This window comes from Citrobacter sp. CRE-46, from assembly GCF_059615875.1.
In genome coordinates this window covers 4,212,432-4,236,811 of record NZ_CM184341.1, presented here as the reverse complement: position 1 = coordinate 4,236,811, position 24,380 = coordinate 4,212,432, and the positions used below count along the sequence as shown (strand labels likewise).

Here is a 24,380-nt window from a genome sequence, read left to right as displayed (position 1 = left end):
TGGAGTGCCTGATGGCGCTTCGCTTATCAGGCCTACGGCGCAGGTTTGTAGGCCGGGTAAGGCATAGCCGCCTCCCGGCAATGTCACATTATTTATGGTTGCAGTGTTTCTGGCTGAGGTTAGATAACCCCTGGCGATAGCGCTGCTCCAGCGTTTCGCGGCTGGTGGCGGTGACGTCGAGATCGCGCAGCAGGCCATCATGAATACCGTAGGCCCAGCCGTGAATCGTGACTTTCTGACCGCGCTTCCAGGCGGATCGCATAATCGTTGAATGACCCAGGTTATAGACCTGCTCCATGACATTCAGTTCGCACAGAGTGTCCATGCGGCGTTCCTGCGGCATTTCGCCCAGCAGTGAGCTGTGTTTAAACCAGATATCGCGAATATGCAGTAACCAGTTATCAATCAGCCCCTGTTCTTTATTTTCAATAGCCGCCTGGACGCCGCCGCATCCGTAGTGGCCGCAAATAATAATATGTTCCACTTCCAGCACATCCACCGCATACTGAACCACTGAGAGGCAGTTCAGGTCGGTGTGAATAACCAGATTGGCAACATTACGGTGGACGAATAATTCGCCCGGTTCCAGACCGGTCAATCGTTCAGCGGGAACGCGGCTATCGGAACATCCAATCCATAGAAAACGTGGATTCTGCGCATGTGTCAGCGTTTCAAAAAATCCGGGATCCTCTTCTACCAGCATCTTTGACCATAGTGCATTGTTGCTGATGAGTGTATCTATGTCTTTCATGGAGTTGTACGACCCGAAACCAGATAAATTCGATGGGCTAATATAGGGTAACTCCAGCATTAATTAAACTATATATGAAATGTCAGAACGTAAGGTAAGTAAAAAACCATGACCATTGCTCTGGAACTTCAAGAACTTAAGAAAACCTATCCCGGTGGCGTGCAGGCGCTACGCGGCATAGATTTGCAAGTCGAAGCGGGTGATTTTTATGCGCTTTTGGGACCGAATGGCGCAGGTAAATCCACCACCATCGGCATTATCAGTTCGCTGGTGAATAAAACTTCCGGACGGGTAAGCGTCTTCGGATACGATCTCGATAAAGATACGGTTAACGCTAAACGTCAGCTTGGTCTGGTGCCGCAGGAGTTTAACTTTAACCCGTTTGAAACCGTGCAGCAGATCGTGGTCAACCAGGCAGGTTACTACGGCGTTGAGCATAAAGAAGCCGTTAAGCGTAGCGAAATATATCTAAAACAGCTCGACTTGTGGGAAAAGCGTAACGAACGTGCGCGTATGCTTTCCGGCGGGATGAAACGTCGTCTGATGATCGCTCGTGCGCTGATGCATGAGCCAAAGCTGTTGATTCTCGACGAACCGACGGCGGGCGTCGACATTGAGCTACGTCGTTCAATGTGGGGCTTTTTAAAAGATTTAAACGACAAAGGCACCACGATTATTCTGACCACCCACTATCTCGAAGAAGCGGAAATGCTGTGTCGCAATATCGGTATTATTCAGAACGGCGAGCTGGTGGAAAATACCTCCATGAAGAGCCTGCTCTCTAAACTGAAATCCGAAACCTTTATTCTCGATCTGGCGCCGAAAAGTCCGCTGCCAAAACTGGAAGGGTATCAGTATCGTCTGGTTGATACCTCGACGCTGGAAGTGGAAGTTCTGCGTGAGCAAGGGGTTAACAGCGTGTTCTCACAACTGAGCGCCCAGGGTATTCAGGTATTAAGTATGCGTAACAAAGCGAACCGACTGGAAGAACTGTTTGTTTCTCTGGTGCATGAAAAACAAGGAGATCGCGCATGATGCAGCTGTATTGGGTTGCGCTGAAAAGCATCTGGGCGAAAGAGATCCACCGCTTTATGCGTATCTGGGTCCAGACTCTGGTTCCTCCCGTCATCACCATGACGCTCTATTTTATTATTTTTGGTAATTTGATTGGCTCGCGTATCGGCGAAATGCATGGTTTTAGCTACATGCAGTTTATTGTGCCGGGGCTGATTATGATGGCTGTAATCACCAACTCGTACGCTAACGTGGCATCGTCATTCTTTAGCGCCAAGTTTCAACGCAATATTGAAGAACTGCTGGTCGCTCCGGTACCGACGCACGTCATTATCGCTGGTTTTGTCGGCGGCGGCGTGGCGCGCGGGCTGTGCGTGGGCATTCTGGTTACCGCGGTGTCGCTGTTCTTTGTGCCGTTCCAGGTACATTCGTGGGTGTTTGTGGCGCTCACATTGGTGCTGACCGCGATTCTGTTCTCGCTGGCGGGCTTACTGAATGCAGTCTTCGCCAAAACCTTTGACGATATCAGCCTGATCCCAACCTTCGTACTAACACCGCTGACCTATCTGGGGGGCGTATTCTATTCGTTAACGCTGCTGCCGCCGTTCTGGCAGGGGCTGTCGCACCTGAACCCAATTGTCTACATGATCAGTGGATTCCGCTACGGCTTCCTGGGTATCCATGATGTTCCGCTGGTCACCACGTTTGGCGTGCTGGTGGTGTTCATCGCGGTGTTTTATTTGCTGTGCTGGTACCTGATCCAGCGTGGACGCGGTTTGCGCAGTTAATTCTTTCTTCCTCTCTCTGCTCGGGAGAGGAAGACTTTTGACGCTTATCACCATTATGGATTTATCACATTGATAAACTACTTGCCTGCTAAGGAGGAAGGCAATGTTAGGTTGGGTAATTACCTGTCATGACGATAAGGCACAGGATATGCTGCATCGTCTGGAGCAGAAGCACGGCCCGTTGGCCCAATGCCAGGCGGTAAGTTTTTGGCGTGGGCTCAGCTCAAATATGCTGAGCCGCATGATGTGCCACGCTCTGCATGCTACTGACTCAGGCGAGGGCGTGATCTTCCTGACGGATACCGCGGGGGCCGCACCGTACCGCGTGGCCTCGTTAATGAGCCACAAACACCCCCAGTGTGAAGTGATTTCAGGTATCAGCTATTCATTGCTTGAGCGAATGCTTTCGTCGCGGGAATCAATGAGCAGCTCTGCCTTTCGCGATTGCATTGTTGCGCTTGGCGGGCCGGAGGTCTCAAGCCTTTGGCATCAACAACAAAAAAATCCCCCCTTCGTGTTGAAGCATGATTTGTACGAGTATTAATCGTTGGTATTGATGGCGCTTTTGCTACAATAGCCGAGGTTTCTCGCCTCGGTTCGGTTATCTCATATGGTTATGCGCGTTGTGCTTATTTTGTTGCTCCTGTCTTCTGGCAGCGTAGCTGCGGCTTTGCCTGCTCGCTACATGCAAACTACCGAAGCGGCTGCCGTGTGGGCGCAGATAGGTGACAAAATGGTGACGGTGGGGAATGTTCGCGCCGGGCAGATCCTTGCCGTAGAGCCGATAGCGGCTGACTATTACGAATTCACCTTTGGCTTGGGTACCGGGTTTATTGATAAGGGGCATCTGGAGCCTGTTCAGGGGCGGCAGAAAGTTGACGATGGTTTGGGCGATCTCAATAAACCCCTCAGCAATCAAAGCCTGATTACCTGGAAAGATACACCGGTTTATAATGCCCCGGATGTCGGTAGCGCCCCGTTTGGCGTGCTGGCGGATAATCTGCGCTATCCCATAATCAGTAAGCTTAAAGACCGACTCAACCAGACGTGGTACCAGATCCGCATTGGCGGCAGACTGGCCTATATCAGTGCTCTGGATGCGCAGGAAGACAACGGCATCCCGGTGTTAACCTATCATCATATTCTGCGTGATGAAGAGAATACCCGCTTTCGCCACACCTCCACCACAACCTCCGTACGCGCTTTTAGCAACCAAATGGCCTGGCTACACGACCGCGGCTACACGACGCTGACGATGTATCAACTGGAAGGCTATGTACGCAACAATATGAACCTCCCGGCGCGGGCGGTGGTGCTGACTTTCGACGATGGTCTGAAGTCGGTGAGTCGTTATGCTTATCCAGTGTTGAAACAGAACGGCATGAAGGCGACGGCGTTTATCATCTCGTCACGCATTAAGCGCCATCCGCAGAAGTGGGATCCGAAATCGCTACAGTTTATGAGCGTCTCTGAACTGAATGGGATCAGGGATGTGTTTGACTTCCAGTCGCATACCCATTTTTTACATCGAGTGGACGCTCATCATCGGCCGATCCTGCTGAGCCGCAACTATCACAACATTCTGTTCGATTTTGCCCGTTCGCGGCGGGCGTTGTCCCAGTTCAATCCTCACGTCCTGTATCTTTCATATCCGTTTGGCGGTTATAACGCCACGGCGGTAAAAGCGGCGGGCGATGCGGGATTTCACATGGCGGTAACCACGGTGAGAGGGAAGGTGAAGCCGGGCGATAATCCGATGCTGCTCAAAAGGCTGTATATTTTACGCACGGATTCGCTGGAAACGATGTCGCGGCTGATCGTCAATCAGCCGCAGGGGTAAGGACTATCAGGCAACCTGGACCGGAATAGCTTTCGCGGTGCGCTTCATTTCGTTGTCGCCTTCAAAGTAGGCCACTTTCGGCCGCCATGTCCGGGCTTCTTCATCAGACATGGTGACGAAGCTGGCGATAATCACAATGTCGCCAACCTCAGCGCAATGCGCCGCCGCACCGTTCACCGAGATGATTTTGGAGCCGCGTTCAGCCGCAATCGCATAGGTTGAGAAACGTTTCCCATTGGTCACGTTCCAGATATCAATCGCTTCGTTTTCCAGAATACCGGAGGCATCGAGGAAATCCTGGTCAATGGCACAGGAACCTTCGTAGTGCAGGTCCGCCTGCGTGACTTTTACGCGGTGGAGCTTGCCTTGCAGCATGGTGCGAATCATAACTTCTATACCCTGTCGTTTATCTTGGCTAAGCAGGCGCTTGTAGCCTGCTTTGGAAATTCTCAGGCAGTATTGCCCGATTTTTAACCCCTGTCTACTGGGCTAATGTAACGCTTTGATTATCGATCAAACGCGCCTGTCCCAGCCATGCGGCGACCAGAATGACCGCACGTTTGCTGTTTTCGGTGAGTTCAAGCAGCGTGTCGGCATCGCGGATCTGAATGTCGTCGGCGCGGAAGCCTTTTTCATTTAGTTCTTGCGCTGCAATGGCAATCATCTCGTCCAGGTCACGCTCACCGGCCTGTAACTTTTCGCCGATGCCGCTCATCACTTTGTATAATCCTGGGGCGATTTTACGCTGCTCTGCCGTCAGATATCCGTTACGCGAGCTGAGCGCCAGACCATCTTTGGCGCGGATAATCGGCACGCCGACTATCTCAATGTCGTAGCCCAGATCGGCGACCATTTTGCGAATCAGCGCCAGTTGCTGGAAATCCTTCTCGCCAAAGCAGGCGATATCCGGCTGGATCAGGTTGAACAGCTTGCTGACGATGGTCGAGACGCCGCGGAAGTGGCCCGGACGGCTGGCGCCTTCCAGCATGGTAGAGAGGCCGGGAACATCAACGTACGTCTGGCCTTCCAGCCCCTGCGGGTAGATTTCCTCAACGGCTGGAGCAAAGACATAATCGACTTTGCGCTTGTTCAGTTTTTCGCAGTCTTCCTGCAGCGTGCGCGGATAGCGCACCAAATCTTCCGGTCTGTCGAATTGCATCGGATTGACGAAAATGCTGACGATGACCACATCAGCCCGAGCTTTTGCCTCATCAACCAGTTTCATATGGCCGTCGTGCAGATTGCCCATAGAGGGAACCAATGCGACGCGTTTGCCTTCCTGGCGCAGACGACGGATATGCTGACGCAGCAGCGGCAGGGTTTCGATAATTAACACACCTGGACTCCTTAATGGAAACTGTGTTCTTCGCCCGGATAAACGCCGGACTCCACTTCTGCCATATACTGCCGTACGGCGGCGCGCATGTCGCCCGCTTCGGCAAGGAAATTTTTCGCGAATTTTGGAATATGACCGCCGGTGATGCCAAACGCATCGTGCATTACCAGGATCTGACCATCGGTGACGTTGCCCGCGCCGATGCCGATCACCGGAATCGACAGCGCTTCAGTAACGCGCTTCGCCAGTTCAACCGGCACGCATTCCAGCACCAACAGTTGAGCGCCTGCCGCTTCTAAGGCCAGCGCGTCATCCAGCAGTACCTGCCCGGCGTCGCCGCGGCCCTGAATTTTATAGCCGCCGAAGATATTCACCGATTGCGGCGTCAGCCCCAGATGACCACAAACCGGGACGGCGCGTTCGGTGAGCATTTTCACCGTATCAACCAACCATGCGCCGCCTTCAATCTTGACCATATTTGCCCCCGCACGCATCACGATGGCCGCGTTTTCAAACGTCTGTTCCGGCGTGGAATAAGCCATAAACGGCAGGTCGGAGAGCAGCAGGCAGTTCGGCGCGCCACGGCGAACGGCGCGGGTGTGGTAGGCGATATCTTCCACGGTGACCGGCAGGGTGGAGTCGTGCCCCTGAATTGTCATGCCCAGTGAGTCGCCCACCAGCATCACGTTGATGCCTTCATCGGCGAATAATTTGGCGAAGCTGTAATCGTACGCGGTAATGGTGGCGAAGCGTTTCTTTTCCTGTTTGCATTTCTGTAACAGCGAAATGGTGGTCGGTTTCATAACATTTCCTGATGATGAAGGTCATATTTACCGGCATTCTAACAGTCACATTCAGGGGGGCAATTGATTTAAGCAACCGTTTGGCACTAAAGCAGTAAACGCTAAAGGGGAGGCTATGTTTTACCAGTGGGCGGGTTTTGCCGCACCAAGATGGGTGAGATGCTGATGCAGGCTGATACCATCCGGAAAGATCAGATCAGGGGCGATCTCAAACAGCGGCCACAGCATAAAGCCCCGGTTTTTCATGTCGTAGTGCGGCACGGTCAGACGGTCGGTGTTAATCACTTCATCGCCAAACAGCATAATGTCGAGATCCAGCGTACGCGGACCCCAGCGTTCGGCCTTGCGCACACGCCCCTGTTGCAGCTCAATGCGCTGGGTATGGTTAAGCAATTCTTCTGGGGCGAGAGCGGTATCCAGCGCCACGGCGGCGTTCAGGTAATCGGGCTGATCCTGTGGGCCTAATGGCGGTGTGCGGTAAAATGAAGAGACGGCCACAATGCGGCTGTCGGGAATTTCACCGATCGCCTGTACGGCAGCATTCACCTGTTCCAGCGGGGAGGCGAGGTTGCTGCCAATAGCGATATATACCCGTCGTCTTTCAAGCTGCATCTGTGTTGGCTTTCCTCGCTCATCCCAGTCACGTACTGATGTACGCTCCCGGGAGTTCGCTGTGTCGCCGCATTGATGCAACCCGAAATCCATTGGGTATTCGCGATTGGTCACGCGGAGCCCTCGCGGCGTGGCGCGCGTTTACGTGGGCGACGATGACGACGACGTTCAGGCTCTTCATCCAGCTCGTTCAGCATGCCTTTTTGCTCCGGCGGCGCTGAAACCTGGAATTCACCCCACCATTGAGCCAGACGCTGCAGCTCGGCGTTGTTTTCCACTTCTGCACGCAGGGCCAGCAGGTCGTAGGCGGCGCGGAACTTCGGATGTTCCATCAGCTTCCAGGCGCGTTTGCCCTGACGACGGGACATGCGTAACTGCAACTGCCAGATATCACGGGTCAGCGAGGTTAATCGTTTCGGGATTGCCAGCGAGCGACAGGCTTCGTCGAGTACGTCATTCATTGCCAGTGCGAAAGCGTCGTAATAGGCCAGACCGCTTTCTTGCGCGATTTTCTGCGCGGCTTCCAGTAACGGATACCAGAACATGGCGGCGAACAAGAACGCCGGGTTAACGCGCATATCATTGTTAATGCGGTTATCGGTATTCTTCAGCACCTGGGCGATAATGCGTTCCATCGGGCTGTCACCGTCTTCGGTGAAGTAGCGCGTAATGGTTGGAAACAGCGGCTGGAACAGGCTGTACTCACGCAGTTTTTTATAGGTTTCATACCCATAGCCCGCCTGTAACAGCTTAAGCGCTTCTTCAAACAGGCGTGCGGGAGGAATGTCGTTCAACAGCGTTGCCAGACGCGGGATCGGCTCTGCGGTTTCCGGGCTGATACGCATGTCGAGCTTGGCGGCAAAGCGCACGGCGCGCAGCATACGTACGGGATCTTCGCGATAGCGCGTTTCCGGATTACCGATCAGGCGAATGATGCCTTCTTCGAGATCCTGCATGCCACCGACGTAATCACGCACGGTGAAATCGGCCACGCTGTAATACAGGCTGTTGATCGTGAAATCGCGACGCTGGGCATCTTCTTCAATGGAGCCAAAGATGTTATCGCGCAGCAGCATACCGTTTTGCCCGCGTTGCGACGTGGTGCGATCGGCGTCGCTGCCTTCATGATGGCCGCGAAAGGTCGCCACTTCGATAATTTCCGGGCCAAACATCACATGCGCAAGGCGGAAACGGCGACCGACCAGACGACAGTTGCGAAACAGTTTTCGCACCTGATCCGGCGTTGCGTTAGTGGTGACATCAAAATCTTTTGGCTTTTTGCCCAGCAAAAGATCGCGCACGCCCCCGCCAACCAGCCATGCCTCGTATCCGGCCTTATTGAGCCTGTACATTACCTTCAGGGCATTTTCACTGATATCTTTGCGGGAGATTGAGTGCTGCTCACGCGGGATTACCGTCATATGTGGACGGGCGACGGCAAGCTCGGCCTCGCGCTCCTCGCGGCTTAGCACCTTGCGGCAAAAATTAGCGACTCGGGTAAAAATAGTGCACCTCGGTAGTGTCAAACTTCAATCAGAACAAGTGTTGCTGTGTAAAAATAGCGGCTAATCATAGCTCAGCGTGGCGCATTTGAGAATGGCGTATTTACGATCGCTGATTCTGGCACCGTTGTCAGACTCCAGTTTTTGACGGCAAACTGAAGGATCTGATCGACCTGCATTTCCTGCCACGCGATATCCGCACGCTGGCCGAGAAAGCGCAGCGCGGCAATAATCACCGGACGTGGATCGCCTTGCGGCAGGGCAGGTGCATGATTTTGTTTGGAAAGTTTAGCGCCTTGTTCGTTAAGCGCCAGCGGCAGATGAATATAGTCTGGCGCCTGCCAGCCAAACTGCTGATACAACGAAATTTGCCGCACCGTCGGTTCTATGAGATCGGCGCCGCGCACAATTTCCGTCACACCCTGGAAGTGGTCATCTACCACTACCGCGAGGTTATAGGCAAACAGCCCGTCGCGGCGGTGAATAATAAAATCTTCGCCAGCAAGTTGCGGGTCAGCCTGAATTACACCGCGTAGCCGGTCAGTAAACTGCAGCACGGGGCGGCGTTGCTTGATGCGGACAGCCGCCTGCTCTGGCCCGAGGCGTAACTCACGGCAGTGGCCGTCGTAAATACCGCCGACGCTTTGAATACGCGCCCGCGTACAGGTGCAGTAATAGCTCAGATCCTGCTGATGCAGCCAGCTAAGCGCCTCTCGGTAGGCTTCATGACGCTGGGATTGCCATAAAATTTCGCCATCCCAATGCAGGCCGTAATGTTCCAGCTGACGCAGAATCGTCTCTGCAGCACCGGGAACTTCACGAGGGGGGTCAATATCTTCAATACGTACTCGCCAGGTGCCGCGCCGGGCACGGGCCTGCAGGTAACTCCCGAGGGCGGCAATCAGTGAACCGAAGTGCAGTTCGCCGGAAGGGGAGGGGGCGAAGCGGCCAATATAGTGTGAATCGCTCATTTTGCGGACTAACAAATAATAAGGCGGGAGAAACTCCCGCCTGTAGTAAACGTGGTAAAAATGACCGGAATTAACCTGCCATTTGTTTTTCGCGGATTTCTGCCAGCGTTTTGCAGTCGATACACAGATCGGCTGTCGGACGCGCTTCCAGACGGCGAATACCAATTTCTACGCCGCATGATTCGCAGTAGCCGAAATCTTCGTCTTCTACCTTCTTCAGCGTCTTCTCGATCTTTTTGATCAGTTTGCGCTCACGGTCACGGTTACGCAGCTCAAGGCTGAATTCTTCTTCCTGCGCGGCGCGGTCCACCGGATCAGGGAAGTTAGCCGCTTCGTCTTGCATATGAGATACGGTGCGATCGACTTCATCCCTAAGTTGATTACGCCATGCCTCAAGAATACGCCTGAAGTGCGACAGCTGGGCTTCGTTCATATACTCTTCGCCCGGTTTCTCCTGGTACGGCTCCACCCCAGCGATGGCGAGAATACTCAGGGACGATGTTTTACGGTTTTGCCCTTCTTGCATGTTGCTTCTCCTTAACACGCACTATCGATCCCCATGTTCGGGGGAAAAATCAGGTCGCTATAAATAGCAGATGCTTTTCCGGATAGCAATTATCTAAACGTAACACTTGACAACCCTGTGAGGAAAAGCGTATTTGCACACGCGCCCAGAATATTAATTAACCAGATGTTTACACCATTACAAGGTAATGGGCAACGGCTCTTTAAGAGTCATACCATGGGCAGAAAGTTCCGCTTTATAAACCAGAATTTCGACCCCCTTTTGCCGAGCTTCGACCAATAATTGCGCATATTTCGTATCAATATGGCGCGCGGGTGAAAACCGTGTAATGGCTGAATGTAGCACTGCGAAAAATATCACCGCCCGCTTACCTTCAGCCGCTACGCTCATCAATTCCCGAAGATGTTTCTGACCTCGTTCAGTGATGGCATCGGGAAAATAACCCTGATCTTTTTCCGCCAACGTGACTGATTTCACTTCAATATAGCAGTCAGGTCGGGAATCCGCCTGTAACAAAAAGTCTATACGACTCCCTTCAGCGCCGTATTTTACTTCACTTTTCAATATGCTATAGCCTGAAACTTCTGAAATTAGCGACTGCTGAATCGCCTCTTTCGCTAATCTGTTCGCCCACAGCGTATTAACACAAATAAATGCCCCGGATTGCGTTTGCGTTAATTCCCAGGTATGCGGATATTTTCGTTTGGTATTTTCTGATGTCGAATACCAGACGGTATCACCAGGCGTTGCGCATCCGGTCATCGCGCCGGTATTTGGGCAGTGTAACGTTAACGTTGTGCCATCCGGTGTGATCACATCCGCTAAAAAGCGCTTGTAGCGCTGGATGAGCGTAGCGGGTTGTAAAGGTGGAGAAAATTGCATGAACAGTCCCTTTGATTATTCAGTCAGCATCCAGCGTTGCAACTGCGTGTAACGCGTACGCCCCCGCGTGAATGTGGAGGAATAGAGCGCAAACCCGGTGACCGGGAACGACCAGCCAAAGCCGGGGGGCGGAATGGGAACCGCGTGTCCGGCATCGCGCAGCAGCGTGATATGCGGGTGAAACGGCTGCGGGCTTTGATAGCACCCGCTGCGTGAGGCCTGCGCCCGCAGCATATTCGCCAGTTGTAACAGTCCGCGCGGCGGCTGACGCATCCCCAGCCACACTACTCGCGAACACAGCCATTGCCCGGCATCATCCAGTTTGAGCGTAAAACCGGGCTGGCGAATGCGTCCGGCTAGCTGCGACAACGCCTGTTGCTTCTCTGCGCTGACATCGCCTAAAAAGGCCAATGTCAGATGCAGATTCTCAGCGGCGACGGGACGGCCTGCTTCAGGAGGGAACTGCGCGGCTCGCCAGTGGATTAACTGCTCCCGAACCTCGGCAGGCAATTCAATCGCAAAGAACAGCCTTTTTGGCTCAGACATGATGGATACTCGGTTATGAATTAACGCGATGCTACAATGCAGCGCGAAGAATGTTAACCCTCTGGAGCCATTTGTGACGTCGTTGCCCGTTGCCGCCGTAGTGCCTGCACTGCTTACCGCCCTTGATGCCTCGCCGCAGGTGCTGCTGACCGCGCCGACCGGTGCCGGGAAATCGACCTGGCTGCCGTTGCGACTGCTTGAGCATGGTGGCATCAAGGGGCGGATTATTTTGCTGGAGCCGCGCCGTCTGGCGGCACGCAATGTGGCGCAGCGGTTGGCGGAGTTGCTGAACGAAAAGCCCGGCGAGACCGTGGGGTATCGCATGCGCGCGCAAAGCTGCGTGGGGCCGCAGACCCGGCTGGAAGTGGTGACGGAAGGCGTCCTGACGCGCATGATCCAACGCGATCCCGAACTCACGGACGTCGGATTAGTGATCCTCGATGAATTTCACGAACGGAGCTTGCAGGCCGACCTGGCGCTGGCGCTGTTGCTGGATGTACAGCAGGGTCTGCGTGACGATCTGAAACTGTTGATCATGTCCGCAACGCTCGATAACGGGCGCTTGCAGCAGTTATTGCCCGATGCGCCCATGATTATCTCTGAAGGCCGCACATTTCCGGTTGAGCGACGGTATCAACCGCTGGCGGCACATCTGCGTTTTGACGAAGCGGTGGCGATAGCCACGGCGGAGCTACTGCGCCATGAAAGCGGCTCGCTGCTGCTGTTTTTACCGGGCGTTGGGGAAATCCAGCGCGTGCAGGAGCAACTGGCAACGCGTGTGGGCAGCGATGTTGTGCTGTGCCCACTGTATGGCGCGCTGACGCTTGCCGAGCAGCGTCAGGCGATTTTGCCCGCGCCGCAAGGCCAGCGCAAAGTGGTGCTGGCCACCAACATTGCTGAAACCAGCTTAACGATTGAAGATATTCGGCTGGTGGTAGACTGCGCTCAGGAGCGCGTGGCGCGCTATGACGCGCGCACTGGACTGACGCGACTGATTACCCAGCGCATCAGTCAGGCCTCGATGACGCAGCGAGCGGGACGCGCAGGGCGTCTGGAACCCGGAATTTGTCTGCATCTGCTGGCCAAAGAGCAGGCGGAAAGAGCGGCTTCGCAAGGGGAGCCGGAGATATTACAGAGCGATCTGTCCGGGCTGCTAATGGAGTTGCTGCAATGGGGATGCACCGATCCCGCGCAATTAAACTGGCTGGATACGCCGCCCGCTATCAACCTGCAGGCGGCAAAACAACTGTTGCAGATGCTGGGTGCGCTTGCGGGTGACAGGCTCAGCGCTCGCGGGCAGAAAATGGCGATGTTGGGGAACGATCCTCGCCTGGCGGCGATGCTGGTCAGCGCCAGCAATGATACCGAAGCGGCAACGGCGGCAAAACTGACAGCGATTCTGGAGGAGCCGCCGCGTGGTGGCTGTACCGATCTGGCTGTGGCGTTTTCACGCAATCACCCCGCCTGGCAGCAGCGCAGCCAACAATTGCTGAAACGGCTCAATGTTCGCAGCGGACAGCCCGACAGTACGCTGCTTTCCCCGTTGCTGGCGCAGGCGTTTGCCGACCGGATCGCGCGTCGACGCGGGCAGGAAGGGCGTTATCAACTGGCTAATGGTATGGGCGCAATGCTGGATGCTGATGACGCTTCCGGACGCCATGAATGGCTGATAGCGCCGCTGTTGCTACAGGGCAGCGCTTCGCCGGATGCGCGTATTCTGCTGGCCCTGCCGCTGGAGATTGACGTGCTGATGCAGACGTGTCCTGAACTGCTCCAGCAGTCCGACACTATCGAGTGGGATGAAACCCAGGGCACATTAAAAGCCTTACGCCGCTCGCGCATTGGTCAGCTCACGGTAAAAGTCCAGCCGCTGGCTAAACCCTCGGAAGAGGAGTTGCACCAGGCGATGTTGAATGGCATTCGCGATAAAGGGCTAAGTATGCTCAACTGGACGCCGGAGGCCGAGCAGTTTCGGCTGCGTTTGCACTGTGCGGCGAATTGGTTGCCAGAATATGACTGGCCCGCGGTAGATGAAGATTCTCTGCTGGCGACGCTGGAGACCTGGCTGTTGCCACACATGAGCGGTGTGCACTCTTTACGCGCGTTAAAAGCATTAAATGTGGGTCAGGCATTGCGCGGTTTGCTGGACTGGTCAATGCTGCAACGTCTGGATAGTGAACTGCCGGCGCATTACACTGTGCCGACGGGGAGTCGGATTGCCATTCGCTATCATGAAGATAATCCTCCTGCGCTGGCGGTGCGGATGCAGGAAATGTTTGGCGAAGCGAGGACTCCAACCATCGCTCAAGGCCGCGTTCCGCTGGTGCTGGAGCTGCTGTCTCCGGCCCAACGACCGCTCCAGGTGACCAGCGATCTGAGCGCGTTCTGGCAGGGATCGTACCGCGAGGTGCAAAAAGAGATGAAAGGGCGTTATCCGAAACACGTCTGGCCGGACGATCCGGCGAATACCGCGCCAACGCGGCGCACCAAAAAGTATTCGTAATGTAACGGTAGGCCGGATAAGGCGTCATGCCGTATCCGGCGAAAGAGCGGTAATAATTGAGAGATTTCTTCTTCTGTCGCAGGACGGAAGAACAGAGAATCGGGCCCTTGCGCCTGAATGTTGCGGAGAAAAAGCATGGCGGGGAATGACCGCGAGCCAATTGGACGTAAAGGGAAACCATCGCGTCCGGTAAAACAAAAGGTGAGCCGTCGTCAACTCAGAGATGAAGAGTATGACGACGATTATGATGATGATGACTATGAGGATGAAGAACCGATGCCGCGTAAGGGTAAGGGCAAAGGGCGTAAGCCTCGTGGTAAGCGCGGCTGGTTCTGGCTGCTGGTAAAACTGTCGATTGTCTTTTTGGTGCTGATCGCCATTTACGGCGTGTATCTGGACCAAAAAATTCGTAGCCGTATTGATGGCAAAGTCTGGCAACTTCCGGCGGCGGTATATGGCCGCATGGTTAACCTTGAGCCAGAAATGCCCATCGGCAAGAACGAGATGGTGAAGCTGCTGGAGGCCACGCAGTATCGTCAGGTGACGAAGATGACGCGTCCGGGCGAATTCACCGTACAGGCGAAGAGCATTGAGATGATTCGTCGCCCGTTTGACTTCCCGGACAGCAAAGAAGGGCAGGTGCGCGCGCGTCTGACCTTTGACGGCGATCATCTGGACACCATCGAGAATATGGATAACAACCGCCAGTTCGGTTTCTTCCGTCTCGATCCGCGTCTGATCACCATGCTCTCTTCACCAAACGGCGAGCAGCGTCTGTTTGTCCCGCGTAGCGGCTTCCCGGATCTGCTGGTGGACACGCTGTTAGCGACAGAAGACCGTCACTTCTATGAGCACGACGGGATCAGTCTCTATTCCATTGGCCGTGCAGTGCTGGCGAACCTGACGGCAGGTCGTACGGTACAGGGGGCCAGTACGCTGACCCAGCAGTTGGTGAAGAACCTGTTCCTCTCCAGCGAGCGCTCCTACTGGCGTAAAGCCAACGAAGCCTATATGGCACTGATCATGGATGCGCGTTACAGCAAAGACCGCATTCTTGAGCTGTACATGAACGAAGTCTATCTCGGCCAGAGCGGCGACAACGAGATCCGTGGCTTCCCGCTGGCGAGCTTGTATTACTTCGGTCGTCCGGTGGAAGAGTTAAGCCTCGACCAACAAGCACTGCTGGTTGGGATGGTGAAAGGGGCGTCGATTTATAACCCGTGGCGTAACCCGAAGCTGGCGCTGGAGCGTCGTAACCTGGTGCTGCGTCTGCTGCAACAGCAGCAGATTATCGACCAGGATCTATATGACATGCTGAGCGCGCGTCCGTTAGGCGTGCAACCGCGCGGCGGGGTCATCTCCCCACAGCCAGCGTTTATGCAGATGGTGCGTCAGGAGCTACAGGCGAAGCTCGGCGATAAAGTTAAAGATCTCTCCGGCGTGAAAATTTTCACCACCTTTGATTCCGTGGCGCAGGACGCTGCAGAAAAAGCGGCGGTGGAAGGCATTCCGGTGCTGAAGAAACAACGTAAGCTGAGCGATCTGGAAACGGCGATTGTGGTGGTTGATCGCTTTAGCGGCGAAGTTCGCGCCATGGTCGGTGGGGCAGAGCCGCAGTTTGCGGGCTATAACCGTGCGATGCAGGCGCGTCGTTCGATTGGTTCTCTGGCGAAACCGGCGACCTATCTGACGGCGCTCAGCCAGCCGAAGCTGTACCGCCTGAATACCTGGATTGCCGATGCGCCAATTGCGCTGCGTCAGCCGAACGGCCAGGTGTGGTCGCCGCAGAACGATGACCGTCGCTATAGCGAAAGCGGTAAAGTGATGCTGGTGGACGCGTTAACGCGCTCAATGAACGTACCCACGGTGAATCTGGGGATGGCGCTGGGCTTGCCTGCCGTGACCGATACCTGGCTGAAGTTGGGCGCGCCGAAAGATCAGCTTAACCCGGTTCCGGCTATGCTGCTGGGGGCGCTGAACCTGACGCCAATCGAAGTGGCGCAGGCGTTCCAGACTATTGCCAGCGGAGGGAACCGCGCGCCGCTGTCGGCGCTGCGTTCGGTGATTGCCGAAGATGGCACGGTGTTGTACCAGAGCTTCCCGCAGGCTGAGCGTGCCGTTCCGGCGCAGGCGGCGTATATGACGCTGTGGACCATGCAGCAGGTGGTTCAGCGTGGTACAGGCCGCCAGCTTGGCGCGAAGTATCCTGGGCTGCATCTGGCGGGTAAAACCGGGACCACCAACAACAACGTCGATACCTGGTTCGCCGGGATTGACGGCAGCCAGGTGACCATCACCTGGGTGGGCCGTGATAACAACCAGCCAACCAAGCTGTACGGTGCCAGCGGCGCGATGTCGATTTATCAGCGTTATCTGGCTAACCAGACTCCAACCCCGCTGGTGCTGACGCCACCGGAGGATGTGGTGGATATGGGCGTGGACTATGACGGCAACTTCGTGTGTAGTGGTGGGATGCGCACGCTGCCAGTATGGACCACCGATCCAGACTCACTGTGTCAGCAGGGGGAAATGCTGCAGCAGTCGGGTAATCCGTTCGATCAATCTTCTCAACAGCCGCAGCAACAGCAGCCTCAACAGCAGCAACCGGCGCAGCAAGAGAAGAAAGACAGCGACGGTGTAGCGGGTTGGATTAAGGATATGTTCGGCGGAAACTAATCCCTCAACAAAACCCGCTTCGGCGGGTTTTTCTCTATTCGCGCAGGATAATCACGCTGCTATTCGACCATTCGCTATTGTTTTGCCTGATGGCGCTACGCTTATCAGGCCTACTGGGCAAGAGCGTAACGCCACCTTCCAGACTAATTTATTAACCCTTTCTTTTCATCTGGTTATTTCTTAACCCCTTAGTTTTAGTAGGGACGCGTATTGCTTGCGCTCGCAACAGCGTTTCGAATATCATACTCTCGTTATAAGAATAATTCTCGTTTACGTTATCATTCACTTTCATCAGAGAAATACCAATGGCGCGTCTTAAAACTGCTCAGCCAAATTCCTCGCTGCGTAAAATCGCAGTAGTGGTAGCCACAGCGGTTAGCGGCATGTCTGTCTATGCACAGGCGGCGGTTCAACCGAAAGAAGAAACCATCACCGTAACCGCAGCGCCTGCTCCGCAGGAAAGTGCATGGGGACCTGCGGCAACCATCGCCGCGAAACGCTCTGCCACTGCCACCAAGACTGATACGCCTATCGAAAAGACCCCGCAGTCTGTTTCGGTTGTGACGCGTGAAGAGATGGATATGCATCAGCCAGGGTCGGTAAAAGAGGCTTTAGCCTATACCCCTGGTGCTGCCGTTTCTACGCGTGGCGCTTCCAGCACTTATGATTTCGTTATTATTCGTGGCTTCTATACGCCTGGCCCAACACCAAACAATTACCTTGATGGCGTCAAGCTACAGGGGGATTACTACAGTTCTGCCGTTGTTGATCCTTACATGCTTGAACGCGTCGAGCTTATGCGCGGGCCAACGTCTGTGCTTTACGGGAAAAGTAATCCGGGTGGCTTGATCTCCATGGTTAGCAAAAGCCCGACATCAGAGCCGTTAAAAGAAATTCAATTCAAAATGGGTTCGGATAATCTGTTCCAAACCGGTTTTGATTTCAGCGATTCCCTGGATGACGACGGCGTGTACTCATACCGCCTGACAGGGTTGGCTCGTTCTAATGACGAACAACAGGATTTCGCGAAGCAGAAGCGTTATGCCATTGCTCCGGTGTTTAGCTGGAAGCCTGATGACCGAACCAACCTGACTCTGCGAGCAAACATTCAGAATGAACCGTCAACGGGCTATTACGGTTGGTTGCCAAAACAAGGTACGGTCGATACGTTACCTGATGGTTCCCGTTTGCCAGTTAGCTTTACGGATTATGCGCCGAACAATACCTATTCGCGTTATGAGCGAATGGTTGGCTACAGCTTTGAACACAGTTTTGATGACACTTTCACTGTGCGCCAAAATTTACGTTATAGCCAAATCAAAACCTCTCAACAGAGTGTGTATGGCTTCGGCGCAGTGGGTAATCAATTGACTCGTCAGATTATCGTCGCCGATGAACGCTATAATGATTTTGGCGTAGATACTCAATTGGAAAGCAAGTTCGCGACGGGAGATGTTGGACACACTCTGCTTACCGGCGTCGACTATTCGCGTCTGCGAAACGATATTGATAACGCCTACGGAAGTGCACCGCCTTTAGATATGAATAATCCGGTGTATGAAGATGTTGATTTCCCTGACGCGAAACCGTTCCAGCTTAACACGCAGCACCAAACTGGCGTGTATGTACAGGACCAACTGGAATGGAATAAATGGGTTGCAACACTGGGAGGCCGCTATGACTGGTCTCAGCAGGCAACCACTATTCGTTCCAGTAATCAGAAAGTTGAGCGTAACGATGAGCAGTTCACCTGGCGCGGCGGGATTAACTATCTCTTCGACAATGGTATTACGCCATACTTTAGCTACAGCGAATCATTCGAGCCGAACCCTTCAAAAGCATGGGCGGCAACACCTGCTGATAACGTTGCGTATGCGCCGTCAAAAGGTAAGCAATATGAAGCTGGCGTGAAATATGTTCCAAAAGATCTGCCCGTTGTTGTTACTGCCGCGGTATATGAGCTAACGAAAACGAATAACCTGACCACCGACCCGCTTAATCCGTTTGCGCAGGTTCCGGCGGGTGAAATACGTTCTCGTGGCGTTGAATTAGAAGCAAAAGCCGCAGTGAATGCGAACATTAACCTGACTGCGTCTTATACATATACCGATGCGGAATATACAGAAGACACGACGCTTAAAGGTAAAACACCTGTTCAGGTACCAAAAAACATGGCCTCTCTGTGGGGGGATTACACCTTCTACGAAGGCCCGTTATCTGGGTTAACGCTGGGAACCGGTGGCCGTTATGTCGGTTCTAGCTATGGCGATCCGAAGAATACCTTCAAAGTGGGTAGCTCAACCGTGATGGATGCCGTCGTTAAATACGATCTCGCGCGCCTGGGTATGGCAGGATCTAGTGTTGCCGTTAACGTTACAAACCTGTTTGACCGTGAATATGTTGCCAGCTGCTTTGATACCTATGGCTGCTTCTGGGGCGCAGAACGTCAGGTCGTTGCAACCGCAACCTTCCGTTTCTAATTTCTCTTTGGGCACGCTTTGCGTGCCCGTTTTACAAGTTGGCTGCTATGCAGGAAAACAGATCCCATCCCGATACCACTTTTGCGTTGCGTAATGTCTCCTTTCGTGTGCCTGGGCGCACGCTTTTGCATCCTCTCTCGTTAACGTTTCCCGTAGGAAAAGTGACTGGTCTTATCGGCCACAACGGTTCCGGAAAATCGACGTTATTGAAAATGCTGGGACGTCATCAGCCGCCGTCAGAAGGCGAGATCCTGCTCGACGACCAGCCACTGGAGAGCTGGAGCAGTAAAGCGTTTGCCCGCAAGGTCGCCTATTTGCCGCAGCAGTTGCCGCAGGCAGAAGGGATGACCGTTCGCGAACTGGTAGCGATTGGCCGCTATCCGTGGCACGGCGCGCTGGGACGTTTTGGCGTGGCCGACAGAGAGAAAGTAGAAGAAGCCATTTCGTTGGTGGGCTTAAAACCCCTGGCGCATCGTCTGGTCGATAGCCTGTCCGGCGGCGAGCGTCAGCGTGCGTGGATCGCCATGCTTGTGGCGCAGGACAGCCGCTGCCTGCTGCTTGACGAACCGACCTCTGCGCTGGATATCGCTCATCAGGTCGACGTACTGGCGCTGGTGCATCGCTTAAGTCAGGAGCGCGGCTTGACGGTGGTTGCCGTACTGCACGATATCAATATGGCGGCCCGCTACTGCGATTATTTAGTTGCGCTGCGCGGCGGCGAAATGATTGCTCAGGGAACGCCTGCGGAACTGATGCGCAGCGAAACGCTGGAACAGATTTACGGTATCCCGATGGGCATTTTGCCGCATCCGGCCGGTGCCGCACCCGTGAGTTTTGTCTATTAATGATCGGATTACCTCATATTACCCGTCGGCGGCTGCTGACGGCGATGGCGCTGTCGCCGCTGCTGTGGCGGATGAATACGGCTAACGCGGCGGCGATTGAGCCGCGGCGTATTGTGGCGCTGGAATGGCTGCCGGTAGAGCTATTGCTGGCGTTGGGTATTACGCCGTACGGCATTGCCGATATCCCTAACTACAAGCTGTGGGTTAATGAGCCTCCGCTGCCGGAGTCGGTGATTGACGTCGGTCTACGTACGGAACCCAATCTCGAACTACTGACCGAAATGAAACCCTCGTTTTTGGTATGGTCGGCTGGTTATGGCCCCGCCCCGGAAAAACTGGCGCGGATTGCGCCTGGTCGGGGATTTAACTTCAGTGATGGCAAAAAGCCGCTGGCGGTTGCGCGTCAGTCGCTGCAGGAAATGGCGCAGTTGCTGAATCTGCCAGCTTCTGCTGAACGCCATCTGACTGAATACGATCGTTTTATCGCCAGCCTGAAACCGCGATTTATCCAACGAGGCGCGCGCCCCGTGCTCCTGACGTCCCTGCTTGATTCGCGGCATATGCTGGTGTTTGGCCCGAACAGCCTGTTCCAGGAGGTGCTGGATGAATATGGGATCCCCAACGCCTGGCAGGGAGAAACCAACTTCTGGGGCAGCACTGCCGTGAGTATTGACCGGCTTGCAGCCTATAAGGATGTTGATGTGCTGTGCTTTGATCACGGCAACAACAGAGAAATGGATGCGCTGATGTCTACGCCGTTATGGCAGGCGATGCCGTTTGTCCGTGACGGACGTTTTAAGCGCGTGCCCGCCGTCTGGTTTTATGGTGCAACGCTGTCCGCGATGCATTTTGCCCGCATCCTGGATAATGCACTGGGAGGCAAAGTGTGAGTAAACGAATTGCGCTGTTCCCAACGCTTCTTCTGGCGGTTCTGTTTGTCGCTGCCTGCTGGCTCACCTGGGTTAACTTCTCTGTGGCGCTACCGCGCAGCCAGTGGCAACAGGCCATCTGGTCACCGGATATCGATGCCATTGAGCAGATGGTTTTCCACTACAGCCTGCTGCCGAGGCTAGCGATTTCGCTATTAGTTGGCGCCGGGCTGGGGTTGGTCGGCGTGTTGTTCCAGCAGGTGCTGCGTAACCCACTGGCGGAGCCAACCACGTTAGGTGTCGCAACCGGGGCGCAGTTAGGTATTACGGTCACGACGCTGTGGGCGATTCCGGGGGCGCTGACCGCGCAATTTGCGGCGCTGGCAGGGGCCTGTATCGTTGGCGCGCTGGTGTTTGGCGTTGCCTGGGGCAAACGTCTTTCCCCCGTGACGCTAATCCTTGCCGGTCTGGTGGTCAGCCTGTACTGCGGGGCGATTAACCAGTTACTGGTACTTTTCCATCACGATCAGCTGCAAAGCATGTTTTTGTGGAGCAGTGGCTCGCTGACGCAAACCGACTGGAGCGGCGTTCAGCGTTTGTGGCCGCAACTGCTGGGCGGCGTGATGTTGACGCTGCTGTTATTACGCCCAATGACGCTGATGGGGCTGGATGACGGCGTGGCGCGCAACCTTGGGCTGGCGCTATCGCTGGCGCGTCTGGCGGCACTGACCCTGGCGATTGTCATCAGCGCCTTGCTGGTTAACGCTGTCGGAATTATCGGTTTTATTGGCCTGTTTGCCCCGCTGCTGGCAAAAATGCTCGGTGCCCGGCGCTTACTGGCGCGTCTGATGTTGGCCCCGCTGATCGGCGCGCTGATCCTCTGGCTCTCCGATCAAATCATTCTGTGGCTAACCCGCGTCTGGATGGAAGTCTCCACCGGTTCGGTGACGGCGCTGGTTGGCGCGCCGCTGCTGCTGTGGCTGCTGCCGCGTCTTAAGAGCATGAGCGCACCGGATATGAATGCCAGCAACCGCATCGCCGCTGAGCGTCAAAATGTCCTGATGTTTGCGCTGGCGGGCGGCGCAATTTTACTGCTGACGGTCGTGGTGGCACTGTCGTTCGGACGTGATGCGCACGGCTGGACATGGGCCAGCGGATCGATGCTGGATGGACTGATGCCCTGGCGCTGGCCGCGTATTCTGGCGGCGCTGATTGCCGGGGTGATGCTGGCGGTGGCGGGTTGCATTATTCAGCGTCTGACTGGAAATCCAATGGCCAGCCCGGAAGTCCTCGGTATTAGTTCCGGCGCGGCATTTGGCGTGGTGTTAATGCTGTTTCTGGTGCCCGGCAATGCCTTTGGCTGGCTGCTCCCCGCCGGGAGCCTCGGAGCGGCGGTCACTCTGCTTATCATCATGGTTGCCGCCGGGCGCGGCGGTTTTTCGCCGCACCGCATGCTGCTGGCAGGGATGGCGCTCAGTACGGCATTTACAATGCTACTAATGATGCTGCAGGCCAGCGGCGATCCGCGCATGGCGGGCGTGTTGACCTGGATCTCCGGTTCAACCTATAACGCGACTGGCGAGCAGGTATTGCATACCGGGATAGTGATGGTTTTCTTGCTGGCGTTGACGCCGCTGTGTCGCCGTTGGTTGACGATTTTACCTCTTGGCGGCGATACGGCGCGGGCGGTCGGTCTGGCGTTGACGCCGTCACGCGTGGGGTTACTGCTGTTGGCGGCGGGATTAACGGCGACAGCAACCATGACGATTGGGCCGCTGAGCTTTGTCGGGCTGATGGCGCCGCATATTGCTCGCATGATGGGTTTTCGCCGGGCTATGCCCCATATGCTGATTTCGGCGCTGGCGGGAGGCGTGCTGTTGGTCTTTGCCGACTGGTGCGGCAGAATGGTGCTGTTTCCGTATCAGATCCCGGCGGGATTACTGTCGACGTTTATCGGCGCGCCGTACTTTATCTATCTGCTGAGAAAGCAGAGCCGCTGAGGCTGATTCTTTTCATGTAGGCCGGATAAGACGCTTTGCGTCGCCATCCGGCAATAAAAAAGCCGGGTGGCGGCTTCGCCTTACCCGGCCTACTTTGTTTCTTTACGTTCTCTTTTACAGTTTCGCAAACACCCGACGCGCGGCGTCGATGGTGTTATTGATATCTTCTTCGCTGTGCGCCACAGACATAAAGCCCGCTTCGAAGGCAGACGGCGCCAGGTAAATCCCTTCATCCAGCATCATGTGGAAGAACCGCTTAAAGCGTTCAACGTCGCATGCCATCACATCCTGATAGCAGGTCACGGTTTCTGCATCGGTGAAGAAAATCCCGAACATCCCGCCCACATGGTTAACCACCAGAGGAATGTTCGCTTCTTCGGCGGCTTCCAGCAAACCTTCCGCCAGACGCGTTGTCAGTTCATTCAGCGTTTCATGAATACCCGGTTGGGCCACTTCGTTCAGACAAGCAAAACCCGCCGCCATTGCAATCGGGTTACCGGACAGCGTACCCGCCTGGTAAACCGGACCGGTCGGCGCCAGCGCGTCCATCACATCACGACGGCCACCGAATGCGCCAACGGGCATCCCGCCGCCGATGATTTTACCCAGGCAGGTCAGGTCCGGAACGACGCCGTAATAATCCTGCGCACCGGCCAGCGCCACGCGGAAACCGGTCATCACTTCATCGATGATCAACAGCGCGCCAAACTCATCGCACAGCGCACGCAGGCCTGGCAGGAATTCCGGCAGTGGCGGAATGCAGTTCATGTTGCCGGCGACCGGCTCAACGATGATACAGGCGATCTCCTGCGGGTACTGTTCAAACGCTGCACGTACTGAAGCGAGATCGTTGTAGGTGCAGGTCAGGGTGTGTTTCGCGAAATCAGCGGGTACGCCAGGGGAGTTCGGCTGGCCCAGCGTTAACGCGCCGGAACCGGCTTTGACCAGCAGGCAGTCAGCATGGCCGTGGTAGCAGCCTTCAAATTTGATGATCTTATCGCGACCGGTGAAACCGCGCGCCAGACGGATGGCGCTCATCGTCGCTTCCGTACCGGAGTTCACCATGCGCACCATGTCCATGGTCGGTACGAGTTCAGTGACCAGCTCCGCCATTTTCACTTCCATCTCGGTTGGCGCGCCGAAGCTTAAACCGCGCTCTGCCGCTTCAATCACCGCGTTACGGATTGCCGGATGGTTATGGCCCAGCACCATCGGTCCCCAGGAACCGACGTAGTCGACATAGGCTTTACCATCGACATCATACAGATACGCGCCGTCCGCTTTTTCGATAAACAGCGGAGTACCACCCACGCCAGTAAAGGCGCGAACGGGGGAGTTAACGCCGCCAGGGATAAGTTCGCGTGCTGCGCTGTAGAGATTTTCAGACTTACTCATGGATGGGGTCCTGGTTCGTAGAAAAAGTAAATGCCCGCTAT

The 24,380-nt window shown here is 55.1% G+C and carries 21 protein-coding genes; 10 read left to right on the top strand and 11 right to left on the bottom strand.

The window, feature by feature from the left end:
• Nucleotides 1-88 precede the first annotated feature (88 nt).
• The gene (can, locus tag AC534G_RS20700; RefSeq protein ID WP_038637306.1) at nucleotides 89-751 is read right to left on the bottom strand and encodes a carbonate dehydratase; all 663 of its coding nucleotides are present in this window, start codon (nucleotides 749-751) and stop codon (nucleotides 89-91) included.
• Nucleotides 752-859: 108 nt separating this feature from the next.
• On the opposite strand from can, the gene AC534G_RS20695 reads away from it, so the two are divergent.
• The 4 genes from AC534G_RS20695 (at nucleotide 860) to AC534G_RS20680 (ending at nucleotide 4,393) form a co-directional block, all read left to right on the top strand.
• Complete coding sequence (locus AC534G_RS20695) at nucleotides 860-1,786, top strand: ABC transporter ATP-binding protein (protein WP_110498732.1); 927 nt, start codon at nucleotides 860-862, stop codon at nucleotides 1,784-1,786.
• On the top strand, nucleotides 1,783-2,553 hold the full coding sequence (locus tag AC534G_RS20690; protein WP_038637314.1) for an ABC transporter permease: 771 nt from the start codon (nucleotides 1,783-1,785) through the stop codon (nucleotides 2,551-2,553). The genes AC534G_RS20695 and AC534G_RS20690 overlap by 4 nt, the downstream gene beginning before the upstream one ends.
• A 103-nt stretch (nucleotides 2,554-2,656) precedes the next feature.
• Nucleotides 2,657-3,097: a PTS sugar transporter subunit IIA gene (locus AC534G_RS20685; protein ID WP_069324038.1), complete on the top strand. Its 441-nt coding sequence runs from the start codon at nucleotides 2,657-2,659 to the stop codon at nucleotides 3,095-3,097.
• A 66-nt stretch (nucleotides 3,098-3,163) separates the two neighbouring features.
• The gene (locus AC534G_RS20680; protein WP_038637320.1) at nucleotides 3,164-4,393 is read left to right on the top strand and encodes a polysaccharide deacetylase family protein; all 1,230 of its coding nucleotides are present in this window, start codon (nucleotides 3,164-3,166) and stop codon (nucleotides 4,391-4,393) included.
• A gap of 6 nt (nucleotides 4,394-4,399) precedes the next feature.
• On the opposite strand, the gene panD is transcribed toward AC534G_RS20680, so the two are convergent.
• The 9 genes from panD to thpR all read right to left on the bottom strand — a co-directional run bounded on the left by panD (nucleotide 4,400) and on the right by thpR (nucleotide 11,571).
• Nucleotides 4,400-4,780 (bottom strand): aspartate 1-decarboxylase, encoded by a 381-nt coding sequence (gene panD / locus AC534G_RS20675; protein WP_023178331.1) that lies wholly within the window; start codon nucleotides 4,778-4,780, stop codon nucleotides 4,400-4,402.
• Nucleotides 4,781-4,874: 94 nt separating this feature from the next.
• Nucleotides 4,875-5,729 (bottom strand): pantoate--beta-alanine ligase, encoded by an 855-nt coding sequence (gene panC, locus AC534G_RS20670; protein WP_085048292.1) that lies wholly within the window; start codon nucleotides 5,727-5,729, stop codon nucleotides 4,875-4,877.
• Nucleotides 5,730-5,740: 11 nt separating this feature from the next.
• The gene (gene panB, locus AC534G_RS20665) at nucleotides 5,741-6,532 is read right to left on the bottom strand and encodes a 3-methyl-2-oxobutanoate hydroxymethyltransferase (RefSeq protein WP_110498731.1); all 792 of its coding nucleotides are present in this window, start codon (nucleotides 6,530-6,532) and stop codon (nucleotides 5,741-5,743) included.
• A gap of 120 nt (nucleotides 6,533-6,652) precedes the next feature.
• Nucleotides 6,653-7,144, bottom strand: coding sequence for a 2-amino-4-hydroxy-6-hydroxymethyldihydropteridine diphosphokinase (folK, locus tag AC534G_RS20660; RefSeq protein WP_038637333.1), 492 nt, complete (start codon nucleotides 7,142-7,144; stop codon nucleotides 6,653-6,655).
• Nucleotides 7,145-7,254: 110 nt separating this feature from the next.
• Entirely contained in the window at nucleotides 7,255-8,649 is a 1,395-nt protein-coding gene (gene pcnB, locus AC534G_RS20655) for a polynucleotide adenylyltransferase PcnB (RefSeq protein WP_204354934.1), read from the bottom strand.
• A 71-nt stretch (nucleotides 8,650-8,720) separates the two neighbouring features.
• Nucleotides 8,721-9,617 carry a tRNA glutamyl-Q(34) synthetase GluQRS gene (gluQRS, locus tag AC534G_RS20650; RefSeq protein WP_110498730.1) on the bottom strand — a complete coding sequence of 299 codons (897 nt, stop codon included), beginning with the start codon at nucleotides 9,615-9,617 and terminating at the stop codon, nucleotides 8,721-8,723.
• Nucleotides 9,618-9,687: 70 nt separating this feature from the next.
• Nucleotides 9,688-10,143 carry an RNA polymerase-binding protein DksA gene (gene dksA / locus AC534G_RS20645; RefSeq protein WP_003018625.1) on the bottom strand — a complete coding sequence of 152 codons (456 nt, stop codon included), beginning with the start codon at nucleotides 10,141-10,143 and terminating at the stop codon, nucleotides 9,688-9,690.
• A gap of 177 nt (nucleotides 10,144-10,320) precedes the next feature.
• Nucleotides 10,321-11,025 (bottom strand): DNA/RNA nuclease SfsA, encoded by a 705-nt coding sequence (sfsA, locus tag AC534G_RS20640; protein WP_038637342.1) that lies wholly within the window; start codon nucleotides 11,023-11,025, stop codon nucleotides 10,321-10,323.
• Between the two features lie 15 nt (nucleotides 11,026-11,040).
• Nucleotides 11,041-11,571, bottom strand: coding sequence for an RNA 2',3'-cyclic phosphodiesterase (thpR, locus tag AC534G_RS20635; protein ID WP_110498729.1), 531 nt, complete (start codon nucleotides 11,569-11,571; stop codon nucleotides 11,041-11,043).
• A 73-nt stretch (nucleotides 11,572-11,644) separates the two neighbouring features.
• On the opposite strand from thpR, the gene hrpB reads away from it, so the two are divergent.
• The 6 genes from hrpB to fhuB all read left to right on the top strand — a co-directional run bounded on the left by hrpB (nucleotide 11,645) and on the right by fhuB (nucleotide 22,944).
• Entirely contained in the window at nucleotides 11,645-14,074 is a 2,430-nt protein-coding gene (gene hrpB, locus AC534G_RS20630; RefSeq protein WP_110498728.1) for an ATP-dependent helicase HrpB, read from the top strand.
• A gap of 135 nt (nucleotides 14,075-14,209) precedes the next feature.
• Nucleotides 14,210-16,750, top strand: coding sequence for a bifunctional glycosyl transferase/transpeptidase (gene mrcB / locus AC534G_RS20625; RefSeq protein ID WP_085048287.1), 2,541 nt, complete (start codon nucleotides 14,210-14,212; stop codon nucleotides 16,748-16,750).
• 305 nt (nucleotides 16,751-17,055) lie between these two features.
• Entirely contained in the window at nucleotides 17,056-19,230 is a 2,175-nt protein-coding gene (fhuA, locus tag AC534G_RS20620; RefSeq protein WP_110498727.1) for a ferrichrome porin FhuA, read from the top strand.
• A gap of 47 nt (nucleotides 19,231-19,277) precedes the next feature.
• The gene (fhuC, locus tag AC534G_RS20615; protein WP_110498726.1) at nucleotides 19,278-20,075 is read left to right on the top strand and encodes a Fe3+-hydroxamate ABC transporter ATP-binding protein FhuC; all 798 of its coding nucleotides are present in this window, start codon (nucleotides 19,278-19,280) and stop codon (nucleotides 20,073-20,075) included.
• Nucleotides 20,075-20,965, top strand: a complete 891-nt coding sequence (gene fhuD / locus AC534G_RS20610; RefSeq protein WP_496594461.1) for a Fe(3+)-hydroxamate ABC transporter substrate-binding protein FhuD — start codon at nucleotides 20,075-20,077, stop codon at nucleotides 20,963-20,965. The genes fhuC and fhuD overlap by 1 nt, the downstream gene beginning before the upstream one ends.
• A complete protein-coding gene (gene fhuB / locus AC534G_RS20605; RefSeq protein ID WP_110498724.1) occupies nucleotides 20,962-22,944 on the top strand; it encodes a Fe(3+)-hydroxamate ABC transporter permease FhuB in 1,983 nt (660 codons plus the stop codon). Before fhuD ends, fhuB begins: the two co-directional genes overlap by 4 nt.
• Before the next feature lie 114 nt (nucleotides 22,945-23,058).
• Here the strand turns inward: fhuB and hemL are convergent, their stop codons facing one another.
• The gene (gene hemL / locus AC534G_RS20600) at nucleotides 23,059-24,339 is read right to left on the bottom strand and encodes a glutamate-1-semialdehyde 2,1-aminomutase (protein ID WP_110498723.1); all 1,281 of its coding nucleotides are present in this window, start codon (nucleotides 24,337-24,339) and stop codon (nucleotides 23,059-23,061) included.
• Between the last annotated feature and the right edge of the window lie 41 nt (nucleotides 24,340-24,380).

Coding starts and splice junctions, on each gene's coding strand:
- can (WP_038637306.1), bottom strand. CDS start 751: ATGAAAGACATAGATACACTCATCAGCAACAATGCACTATGGTCAAAG.
- AC534G_RS20695 (WP_110498732.1), top strand. CDS start 860: ATGACCATTGCTCTGGAACTTCAAGAACTTAAGAAAACCTATCCCGGT.
- AC534G_RS20690 (WP_038637314.1), top strand. CDS start 1,783: ATGATGCAGCTGTATTGGGTTGCGCTGAAAAGCATCTGGGCGAAAGAG.
- AC534G_RS20685 (WP_069324038.1), top strand. CDS start 2,657: ATGTTAGGTTGGGTAATTACCTGTCATGACGATAAGGCACAGGATATG.
- AC534G_RS20680 (WP_038637320.1), top strand. CDS start 3,164: ATGGTTATGCGCGTTGTGCTTATTTTGTTGCTCCTGTCTTCTGGCAGC.
- panD (WP_023178331.1), bottom strand. CDS start 4,780: ATGATTCGCACCATGCTGCAAGGCAAGCTCCACCGCGTAAAAGTCACG.
- panB (WP_110498731.1), bottom strand. CDS start 6,532: ATGAAACCGACCACCATTTCGCTGTTACAGAAATGCAAACAGGAAAAG.
- folK (WP_038637333.1), bottom strand. CDS start 7,144: ATGCAGCTTGAAAGACGACGGGTATATATCGCTATTGGCAGCAACCTC.
- gluQRS (WP_110498730.1), bottom strand. CDS start 9,617: ATGAGCGATTCACACTATATTGGCCGCTTCGCCCCCTCCCCTTCCGGC.
- dksA (WP_003018625.1), bottom strand. CDS start 10,143: ATGCAAGAAGGGCAAAACCGTAAAACATCGTCCCTGAGTATTCTCGCC.
- sfsA (WP_038637342.1), bottom strand. CDS start 11,025: ATGCAATTTTCTCCACCTTTACAACCCGCTACGCTCATCCAGCGCTAC.
- thpR (WP_110498729.1), bottom strand. CDS start 11,571: ATGTCTGAGCCAAAAAGGCTGTTCTTTGCGATTGAATTGCCTGCCGAG.
- mrcB (WP_085048287.1), top strand. CDS start 14,210: ATGGCGGGGAATGACCGCGAGCCAATTGGACGTAAAGGGAAACCATCG.
- fhuA (WP_110498727.1), top strand. CDS start 17,056: ATGGCGCGTCTTAAAACTGCTCAGCCAAATTCCTCGCTGCGTAAAATC.
- fhuC (WP_110498726.1), top strand. CDS start 19,278: ATGCAGGAAAACAGATCCCATCCCGATACCACTTTTGCGTTGCGTAAT.
- fhuD (WP_496594461.1), top strand. CDS start 20,075: ATGATCGGATTACCTCATATTACCCGTCGGCGGCTGCTGACGGCGATG.
- hemL (WP_110498723.1), bottom strand. CDS start 24,339: ATGAGTAAGTCTGAAAATCTCTACAGCGCAGCACGCGAACTTATCCCT.